The 8,783-nt window shown below is 69.7% G+C and carries 8 protein-coding genes; 3 read left to right on the top strand and 5 right to left on the bottom strand.

Annotation, left to right across the window (positions count from 1 at the left end; all coding sequences use genetic code 11):
• The first annotated feature begins 312 nt into the window (after positions 1 to 312).
• The 3 genes from ABCQ75_RS01870 to ABCQ75_RS01860 all read left to right on the top strand — a co-directional run bounded on the left by ABCQ75_RS01870 (position 313) and on the right by ABCQ75_RS01860 (position 2,431).
• Positions 313 to 864: a hypothetical protein gene (locus ABCQ75_RS01870; RefSeq protein WP_345882770.1), complete on the top strand. Its 552-nt coding sequence runs from the start codon at positions 313 to 315 to the stop codon at positions 862 to 864.
• Between the two features lie 62 nt (positions 865 to 926).
• Positions 927 to 1,994: a zinc-dependent alcohol dehydrogenase family protein gene (locus tag ABCQ75_RS01865; RefSeq protein WP_345882768.1), complete on the top strand. Its 1,068-nt coding sequence runs from the start codon at positions 927 to 929 to the stop codon at positions 1,992 to 1,994.
• A complete protein-coding gene (locus ABCQ75_RS01860; protein ID WP_345882767.1) occupies positions 1,994 to 2,431 on the top strand; it encodes a nucleoside deaminase in 438 nt (145 codons plus the stop codon). Before ABCQ75_RS01865 ends, ABCQ75_RS01860 begins: the two co-directional genes overlap by 1 nt.
• Before the next feature lie 43 nt (positions 2,432 to 2,474).
• On the opposite strand, the gene ABCQ75_RS01855 is transcribed toward ABCQ75_RS01860, so the two are convergent.
• The 5 genes from ABCQ75_RS01855 to ABCQ75_RS01835 form a co-directional block, all read right to left on the bottom strand.
• A complete protein-coding gene (locus ABCQ75_RS01855) occupies positions 2,475 to 3,281 on the bottom strand; it encodes an IclR family transcriptional regulator (protein WP_345882765.1) in 807 nt (268 codons plus the stop codon).
• 151 nt (positions 3,282 to 3,432) lie between these two features.
• A complete protein-coding gene (locus tag ABCQ75_RS01850; protein WP_345882764.1) occupies positions 3,433 to 4,692 on the bottom strand; it encodes an aminopeptidase P family protein in 1,260 nt (419 codons plus the stop codon).
• Positions 4,693 to 4,809: 117 nt separating this feature from the next.
• Positions 4,810 to 6,120, bottom strand: coding sequence for an MFS transporter (locus tag ABCQ75_RS01845; protein ID WP_345882763.1), 1,311 nt, complete (start codon positions 6,118 to 6,120; stop codon positions 4,810 to 4,812).
• Positions 6,121 to 6,290: 170 nt separating this feature from the next.
• On the bottom strand, positions 6,291 to 7,061 hold the full coding sequence (locus ABCQ75_RS01840) for a creatininase (protein ID WP_345882762.1): 771 nt from the start codon (positions 7,059 to 7,061) through the stop codon (positions 6,291 to 6,293).
• 131 nt (positions 7,062 to 7,192) lie between these two features.
• Complete coding sequence (locus ABCQ75_RS01835; RefSeq protein ID WP_345882761.1) at positions 7,193 to 8,770, bottom strand: purine-cytosine permease family protein; 1,578 nt, start codon at positions 8,768 to 8,770, stop codon at positions 7,193 to 7,195.
• Positions 8,771 to 8,783 lie beyond the last annotated feature (13 nt).

Raw genomic sequence — 8,783 nt, 5'->3', positions numbered from 1 at the left:
CCCTCCCCAAGTGCGGGGGGGCCCCCGGCTTCCCCCCGGGGGGGGCGGGCCGCCTTCCCCACGGAAGGCGACCGGCCGCCGTCGTCGGCTCTGGTCCGTATCCGGCCGTCGGAGTATCCTCACTGCTGCAGCGGCACGGTCCGTCGGTTCGGGGGGACTGTCCAGCGCTCCTGCAGACGAGAGCACCAGGTCCGGCCGCCAGCGGCCATTGTCGCGGGCGCCGTCCGCTCCGGCCACGCGGGGGAGCGCGGAGTGTTGTACAGCCTGCCCGGAGGCGGGACTGCCTCCCGGGCGCACCCGAGAGGACTCATCATGCCCCGTGTCCATCGCACCCTCCTGACAGCCGCCGTCTCGGCGATCCTTGCCCTGGGGGCTGCAGCCCCTTCCAGCGCCGCCATCCTCGACCGCTGGGACATCGCGTTCTCCGACTCCGGCGAGGCGAAGGACTTCTGTGGGGTGAGGGGGCTGAACCCGACCTTCACCTTCGACGTGACCGGAACCGCGATGATCGTCCAGCGGGGTCCTCGAGGGTTCGACTACTACCTTGACACCACCAGATTCGTCGGGACCTACACCTACCGCGGGATGACCATCACGGAATACGGGGCGGGGACAGACAAGGACCTCTCGATCGTCGACAACGGTGACGGCACCCTCAGCGTCACGGTGCTCCTCACGGGCGGAGCCCGGGTCATGGGCCACGAGGGCAAGCCCATCGCCAAGAACGACGGCCAGATCCGCCTGCTGCTCACGGTCGACTCCACAACCTGGAACGTGATCGACGAAGTGCTCGTCTTCGGCTCGACCGGCACCAACGACGACTTCTGCGAGGCCGTCCTCGCGGACTGGGGCGTGACGCCCTGACGTACGTCGTGGCTGCGGGCGGCGGCCGGTAGTGTGGGGACGACCCCGACCCGAGGAGCACCATGCGCGCCGCAATCATCCACGGAACCCGCGACATCCGCGTCGAGGACAGGCCGGAGCCGCGCGTCCACCTCCCCGGCGACGCAGTGGTCCGGGTGACCGCCGCGTGCGTGTGCGGCTCGGACCTGTGGCCGTACCGGGGTGTGCGCGAGGTGACCGAGCCCAAGCCGATCGGCCACGAGTTCGTCGGCGTCGTCGAAGAGGTGGGCGACGGGGTGTCCACGGTCAAGGCCGGTGATTTCGTCGTCGCGCCCTGGGCGGTCTCCTGCGGGCAGTGCCCGCCGTGCCGCAACGGCGTGCAGGTGGCCTGCGAGCACCGGGCGTCGTGGGGCGGCACCGACGAGCAGGGCCTCCCCGTGGACGGCGGGCAGGGCGAGCGCGTCCGGGTGCCCATGGCGGACGGCACGCTCGTGCCCGTGCCCGGCGTGGCCGAGCCGGACGAGGCCCTCACCAAGAGCCTCCTGACGCTCTCCGACGTCATGGGCACCGGCCACCACGCGGCCGTCGCGGCGAAGACCGGCCCCGGCCGCAGCGTCGTGGTGGTGGGCGACGGCGCCGTGGGCCTCTGCGGCGTGCTGGCGGCCAAGCGGCTGGGCGCCGAGCGGATCATCGCGATGTCCCGCCACGAGGACCGCGCCGCGATCGCGCGGAAGTTCGGCGCGACCGACATCGTGGCCGAGCGGGGCAAGGCAGCGGCGGAGACGGTGCGCGGACTCCTCGGCGGGGTCCTGGCCGACTCGGTGCTGGAATGCGTCGGCACGGAGGAATCGATGGACCAGGCGCTCCGCTGCACCCGCGCGGGTGGGAGCCTCGGGTTCGTGGGCGTCCCCGCCGGCGGCGCGGAGCTGCCGATCGGGGTCCTCTTCTCGAAGAACATCACCGTGGGCGGCGGGGCGGCATCGACCCGGCACTACCTGCCCGAGCTCCTCGAGGACGTCCTCTCCGGGGCAATCGACCCCGGCGCGGTCTTCGACTCGGTCATGCCCCTCGAGGATGCGGCGGAGGCGTACCGGGCCATGGACGAGCGCCGGGCCGTCAAGGTCATGCTCGTCCCGGAGGGCGGGAAGTGATGCGGGACCCAGGATTCGAGGCGGCCGTCGGGGCCGCGATGGAGGGCGGCCGCGAGGGCGGCGTTCCCATCGGGGCGGCGCTCGTCCGCGGTGGCGAGGTGATCGGCGTCGGCCACAACGAACGCGTCCAGGCCGGCGACCCGACCGCGCACGGCGAGATCTCTGCGCTGCGCGATGCCGGCCGGCAGCGCACCTACCGCGACACCGTCCTGTACACGACGCTCGCGCCGTGCGCGATGTGCGCCGGGACGGTCATCCAGTTCAAGATCCCCAAGGTCGTGGTCGGGGAGGACCGCACGTTCCCCGGCGAGCTGGACCTCCTGCGCTCGCGCGGAGTCGAGGTCGTGGTGCTCGACGACGAGCGGTGCATAGGCGCGATGGCGGACTTCCAGCGTGCTCACCCGGACCTGTGGGCCGAGGACATCGCCCAGGACTAGGGACATGACCCCGCAACGCAGAGAGGGACATGACCCCTCAGCGTCAGGGGCGGGGAGTGCCGCCGAGCCGGCGCGTGATGTCCGCCGCGGCCTTCGCGCACGCGTCCCCGAGGGCGGCGAGCTGCTCGGGGGAGACCCTGAAGCGCGGCGCCGAGACGAGCACGGCCGCGACGACGTTCCCCCGATGGTCGTGCACGGCGGCAGCGACGCCGACCTCCTCGACGGACGTCTCGCCGTAGTTGAGCGTGTATCCGCGCTCGGTGGCCTCGGCGAGCCGGGCCGCGTAGGCGTCCAGACCGGCGTCGTCCTTCGCCGCAAACTCGAGGCTGCCGCCGAGCAGGAGCGAGCGCACGCGTTCGGGCGCCTCGGCCGCGAGGAAGACCTGGACGGACGCTGAGAGCGCCGTGGCGTACCGGGTCCCGAGCGTCGTGGTGTGCTTGACCTGGTGGCGGCTCGGCACCTGCTCCACCGAGACCGCCTCGTGGCCGTTCCACAGCAGCAGCGCGGAGGTCTCGCCCGTGCGCTCGGTGAGCTCGCGAAGGATCGGCACCGCTGCGCGCCGCTCATCGAGGTCCGCGAGCAGCGGGCCCGCGATGCCGATAACCCCGAGGCCGAGCCGGTACCGGCGCGAGGGGGCGTCGCGCTCGACGAGGTCCTCGGACTCGAGCGTCGCGAGGATGCGGGACACCGAGCTCTTGTGCAGGCCGATCCGCGCGGCGATCTCGGTCACGCCCAGGAGCGGCTCGTCGACGCTGAAGCAGCGCAGGACGGCGATCGCATTCGAGATCGGCGAGGCCGCACGGGCCTCGGGCTGCTCGCTGCTGCCGGCCGATGTCTCGTTCTCAGTCATGGGTCCACCTTAGGGAATGGCGGGGCCGGGGACGGACGACGGCGGCGCCGCACCCCGTGTGGCGGGGTGTGGCGCCGCTGTGCTCACCGGGGCCGGTCCCCGTGACGAGCCCGGCCCCGGAAGGGGTTCGCTGCCCGGCGTGCCGTGCTGATCAGGCCTCGACGATGTTGTGCTCGGGCCCGAAGCCGAACTTGGTGATGTTCTCGACCGAGTCCTCGCCGATCACGAGGATGTCGTGCTCGCGGTAGCCGCCCGCGCCCGGGAGACCGTCCGCGACGGTGATCATCGGCTCCATCGAGACGACCATGCCCGGCTCGAGGACGGTCTCGATGTCCTCGCGGAGCTCGAGGCCCGCCTCGCGGCCGTAGTAGTGGGAGAGGACGCCGAACGAGTGGCCGTAGCCGAACGTCCGGTTCGGGAGGAGGCCATAGCCGATGTAGATCTCGTTGAGCTCGGCGGCGATGTCCTTGCAGACAGCGCCCGGCTTGATGAGCTCGAGGCCGCGGCGGTGCACCTCGACGTTGATGTTCCACAGGCGCAGGCTCTCCTCGTCCGGCTGGCCGAGGAAGAGCGTGCGCTCGAGGGCCGTGTAGTAGCCGGAGGTCATGGGGAAGCAGTTGAGCGAGAGGATGTCGCCCTTCTCGAGCCTGCGGGTCGTGGCCCAGTTGTGTGCGCCGTCGGTGTTGATGCCGGACTGGAACCAGACCCAGGTGTCGCGGACCTCGCGGTCCGGGAAGGTCCTGGCGATCTCGTGGACCATGGCCTCGGTGCCGATGAGGGCGACCTCGTACTCGGTGATCCCTTCGCGGATCGCGCTGCGGATGGCCTCGCCACCGAGGTCGCCGATGCGGGCGCCGTGCTTGATGACCTCGATCTCCTCGGCGGACTTGATCATGCGCTGGCGCATGGCGTCCTGGGAGACGTCGAGGAGCTCCGCGCCCGGGAAGGCGGCGGCGATCTTCTCGCGGGTCATGAGCGGCAGCGCGTCGTCCTCGACGCCGAGGCGGGCAGCCTTCACGCCGCGCTGGCGCAGGGCTTCCTGCAGGCCGAAGTAGAAGTTGTCGCGGCGCCAGTCGGTGTAGACGATGTTCTCGCCGTAGGAGGTGCGCCACGGCATGCCGGCGTCGATGTTCGCCGTGACCGTGACCGAGTCGTCGGCGGTGACGACGAGGGCGTAGTTGCGGCCGAAGGTCGTGTAGAGGAAGTCCGAGTAGTACTTGATCCCGTGGTAGCTGGTCAGGATGACCGCGTCGAGCTCCTTCGCGGCCATGATCTCGCGGAGGCCGGAGAGGCGGCGCTCGAACTCTGCATCGGAGAACGTGAGCTTGCCCTTGGTGCCGTTGTGGAGCACCTTGAGGCGCTCGAGCTCGGCGACGTTGGTCACGGCCGTGGAAGCCAGATCGACGGACATGGTGTCTCCTTTTCAGGGTCTGTGGATGCGTGCGTGGTGAAGTCTGGGTAAGTCGAGTTGCGTTGAATGCAACCCTGTTGCATCAGAATAGGTGTGGTGAGAGTCACGGTCAAGGGCTCAGTGCGCGAGCGGCCTGTTGGACGTCTCCTTGGCCCGCAGGACGGCCAGAAGGGAGACGACGGCGGCGGCCACGAGGTACCACGCCGGCGCGAGCTTCGTGTGCATGGCGCCGATGAGCAGGGTGGCCACAAACGGTGCCGTGCCGCCGAAGACCGCGTTCGCGAGGTTGAAGCTCACGGCGAAGCCCGAGTAGCGGATGCGGGTCGGGAACAGCTCTGCGAGGAAGCTCGGGAGCGTTCCGTCGTTGAGCGTGAGCATCGCCCCGAGCGCGATCTGGACGAGGAGGACGGCGGTGAAGCTTCCGGTGTCCAGGAGCATGAAGGCCGGGACGGTGAAGAGGATGAACGTCACGGAGGCGGCGATGAGCACCCTGCGGCGTCCGAACCGGTCGGAAGCGAGGCCCGTGAGGAAGATGAAGCCGATGTACGTCAGGAGCGCGATCGTCGTGGCGAAGAACGACTCGGTAGCCCCGAAGCCCAGTTCCTCGGACAGGTAGGTGGGCATGTAGGACAGGATCACGTAGAAGCCGACGGCGTTGAGCAGGACGGCGCCGACGGCCAGGAGCAGCGACCGCCAGTGCTTGGCGAACATGTCCTTGACGGGGGAGTGCGCCTGCTGCTCCTCGTTCTCGAGTTCGCGGAACACCGGCGTGTCCTCGAGCCTCGTCCGGATGTACCGGCCGATCAGGCCCATGGGCGCCGCGAGCAGGAACGGCAGCCGCCAGCCCCATTCGGCCATCTGCTCGGGCGTGAGGGCCAGTGACAGGAGGGCGGCGAGGAGCGAGCCGAGCAGGAGGCCCGCGGCGGTCGACGCCGGCACGACCGCCGCGTACAGGCCGCGCCGGTGGGCGGGGGCGTACTCGACGAGGAACGCAGAGGCGCCCGCGTACTCTCCCGCGGCCGAGAAGCCCTGGATGACGCGGATGACGAGCAGGAGGACCGGGGCCCAGAGCCCGATCATCGCGTAGGAGGGGATGAGCGCGATGCAGAACGTCGCCGCGCTCATGATGAGGATGGACAGGGACAGGGCGGTGCGACGTCCGATGCGGTCGCCGATGTGCCCCCAGACGAAGCCGCCGAGGGGCCGGATGAAGAAGGAGATCGCGAAGACGGCGAACGTTGCGAGCAGGGCGGTCTGCCGGTCGGATTCGGGGAAGAAGGCCTGGGAGATCGTTGCGGCAAGGTAGCCGTAGACGGCGTAGTCGAACCACTCGACGAAGTTGCCGATGAAGCTTCCCCACAGGACGCGACGGCGGGCGTCCTTGCCCACTGCACCGCTTGTCCCGTGGTCCGTGCCGCTGTGCGACATGGAGGAATTCTCGTGGCCGGCGGCTGCATCCGCCAGACGGGAGTTCTCAATGCTCATGGAGTACCACCAGAGGCTTGGGGTTGCGATTAGCGCAACTCGGTTGCATCAGATTAGATGTGGTACCGCTCACAGTCAATGGCCTGCATCAACGTTGCGACCGTCGCAACGCCTCACGCGGCCACTTCGGCTCCAATCGACTCGGCAAGCGCCTTCGACGTGCGCTCGAGGAGGGTCTGTCCGGCTCGCTCTGACGCCGCGGCCGCTGAGGAGAGGCAGCCGGACGCGGGCGTGAGCTCGGGGCGGACGGGGAGGACGTCAAAGCGCGGCAGCTGGGCCGGCGGGAGGTCCATGACCCGTTCGAGGTGGACGAGCTCGGGGTGGAGGTGGAGCATGAGGGACGTCTCGAGGACGCCGCCGTGCTCGACGTCCCAGCCCGGGAACGAGCCCTGGTAGATCTCCTCGATCGTGTCCTCGTCGACGAAGTCCCAGTAGGAGGCGAGCACGGCCGAGACGTCCTGGCCGCGGAGGGCCAGCTCGGCGGTGGCCTGCTCGACCCCCTCGTAGAGGAACTGGTAGTTCTCGAAGTGCCCGTTGAGGAACACGAGCCGGCGGGCGCCGTGGCGGGCGAACTCCAGCGTGAGGGTCCTGGCGATCGAGATGAGCGTTGCCGCGTCGAGGCTCGTGGTGCCGGCGAGGTGGTTGCCGCCGCCCGAGCGCTGCTGCGACTTGTACCCGTACACGATCGGCGCGGCCACGAGGCCGCCCAGGGCCAGCGCGACGCGCTCGCCCATCGCCCTAGAGAGCAGGACGTCGGTGTTGAGGGGCAGGTGCGGCCCGTGCTGCTCGATCGAGCCGACCGGGACGATGATCGGCGCACCGGCCGCGATCGCCTCGCGGTAGGTGAAGGCGTCGATCTCTTCCATGAAGACGCTGTGGTGCATGGGATTCCTCCTCGTGCGGTGGGCGCGGTGGGGCATGGCGGGCGCGGCGGTGCCCACGGGCGGCCGACGGCGGTGCTGACGCCGCCGGCCGCTGCCGTGCTGCTGGATGCTTCGGTCAGGGACTGGCGGGACTACTGCGGGACCGGCGCGCTCGTCGCAGGAGCCGGGGACCCGCCGTCGTGCGCCTCCTCCTCGGTGCGCGGCACCTCGGCGCTGCCCGCGCTGACGAGGTACTGCTCATCGGTGAGGTCCTGCCGGATGCCCAGCGGGACGCCGGCGGCGATCCGGGACCGGAAGCGGGGCCAGCCGAGCGCGAAGTACACGGCGGCCGAGGTGAGCGTGCCCAGGAGCCACGAGAGGTCGATGCCGCCGAGGGCGGTGGCGATCGGGCCCTGCAGTGCCGGGGCGGATCCGTGCATCCCCATCCAGGTCATGAACAGCCCGGCTCCGAAGGCGATGAGCGCGGAGGGGTTGACGGCCTTGAGCTGGGTGTCGCCGGGGGAGCGGAAGAGGTACCCGAAGTCCCGGTGGCGGCGCTCGAAGACGAAGTAGTGGACCGCCATGATGCCGCCCCACGTCGCGACCCAGGCCGCGATCGCGATGATCCAGTTGTGCAGCATGTGGGCGAAGTCCGAGGCGAACAGGAACCCGATGACCGCGCCCATCGAGAGGCATCCCACGAGGACGGACAGTGCCTTGCGGGAGATCCTGATGTCGAGGGCCTGCGTCGCGACGCCGAACGTGTAGAGGTTGATGATGTTCGTGGCGATGGGCCCGTGGATCACGAGCAGGATCACGGGGATGGCCATCGCCCCGAAGCTCTGGACCACGAGCTGGCCCGGGTCCGCCGTGCCGTTCATGGTGGCGAGGCTCGCGCCGAGGACTCCGAGCCACACCACCGGCAGGAACTGGCCCAGCACCGAGGCGAGGTACAGCTTGGTCGGCGGGATGCGCTTGGAGACGAAGCGGGAGTAGTCCGGGGCGTAGGTGAACCAGCCGATGCCCCAGCCGATGCCGATCGCGGTCATGATCGAGGACATCGCGGAGATCCGCTCGGCGCCCTCGAGGACGTTGCCCGCCGGGCCCTGGTAGCCCCAGTCGATGGGGAGCTGCGTCCACGCGATGATGCTCATGCCGATCAGGACGAGGAGCGTGGGAGGCATGGTGATGCGCTCGAATTTCGCGATCGCGCTGTAGCCGCGGTAGCAGATGGCCACCTGGATGGCCATGATGACCGCCGCCGTGATGATCTTCGGCGCGAGGTTCTGCTGGCTCGGATCGAGCCAGCCGACCATGCCGAACAGGGCCATGATGAGGTCCAGGATGACCCACGTGTTCACCGCGGACCAGCCGATGGCGATGACCGCCTGGATGGCCGCCGGAAGGTAGGCGCCGCGGCGGCCGAAGGCGCCGCGGGCCAGGAGCATGCCCGTGGCGCCGGTCTTCTGGCCGAGGATGACGAAGAAGCCGAAGCCGAGCATGCCGATCACGTTGCCTGCGATGAGGACGATGAGGGTGTCTGCGAGGCTGAGGCCGAGGTGGATGCCGAGGGCGCCGAGGATCCAGTTGATGGGGGCGACGTTGGCCCCGGCCCAGATCCAGAACTGTCCCGAGAGCTTGGTGGTGCGAGCAGATTCCGGAACGGGCTGGAGCACATCCTCGACGACGTGCGTGGCGTTCTCGGAACGACTCTGAGTGCGAAGGCTCATGTGAGGCTACTTT

Origin of the sequence: Sinomonas halotolerans (genome assembly GCF_039615075.1) — a bacterium.
GTDB lineage: Bacteria > Actinomycetota > Actinomycetes > Actinomycetales > Micrococcaceae > Sinomonas > Sinomonas halotolerans.
Note: the sequence above shows the minus strand (reverse complement) of the source record. Positions and strands in the feature narration are given on the sequence as shown.

Bases quoted from the DNA above. Each gene is read 5' to 3' on its own strand.
- ABCQ75_RS01860 (WP_345882767.1), top strand. From the start codon at position 1,994: ATGCGGGACCCAGGATTCGAGGCGGCCGTCGGGGCCGCGATGGAGGGC.
- ABCQ75_RS01855 (WP_345882765.1), bottom strand. From the start codon at position 3,281: ATGACTGAGAACGAGACATCGGCCGGCAGCAGCGAGCAGCCCGAGGCC.
- ABCQ75_RS01835 (WP_345882761.1), bottom strand. From the start codon at position 8,770: ATGAGCCTTCGCACTCAGAGTCGTTCCGAGAACGCCACGCACGTCGTC.
- ABCQ75_RS01845 (WP_345882763.1), bottom strand. From the start codon at position 6,120: ATGTCGCACAGCGGCACGGACCACGGGACAAGCGGTGCAGTGGGCAAG.
- ABCQ75_RS01865 (WP_345882768.1), top strand. From the start codon at position 927: ATGCGCGCCGCAATCATCCACGGAACCCGCGACATCCGCGTCGAGGAC.
- ABCQ75_RS01850 (WP_345882764.1), bottom strand. From the start codon at position 4,692: ATGTCCGTCGATCTGGCTTCCACGGCCGTGACCAACGTCGCCGAGCTC.
- ABCQ75_RS01870 (WP_345882770.1), top strand. From the start codon at position 313: ATGCCCCGTGTCCATCGCACCCTCCTGACAGCCGCCGTCTCGGCGATC.
- ABCQ75_RS01840 (WP_345882762.1), bottom strand. From the start codon at position 7,061: ATGCACCACAGCGTCTTCATGGAAGAGATCGACGCCTTCACCTACCGC.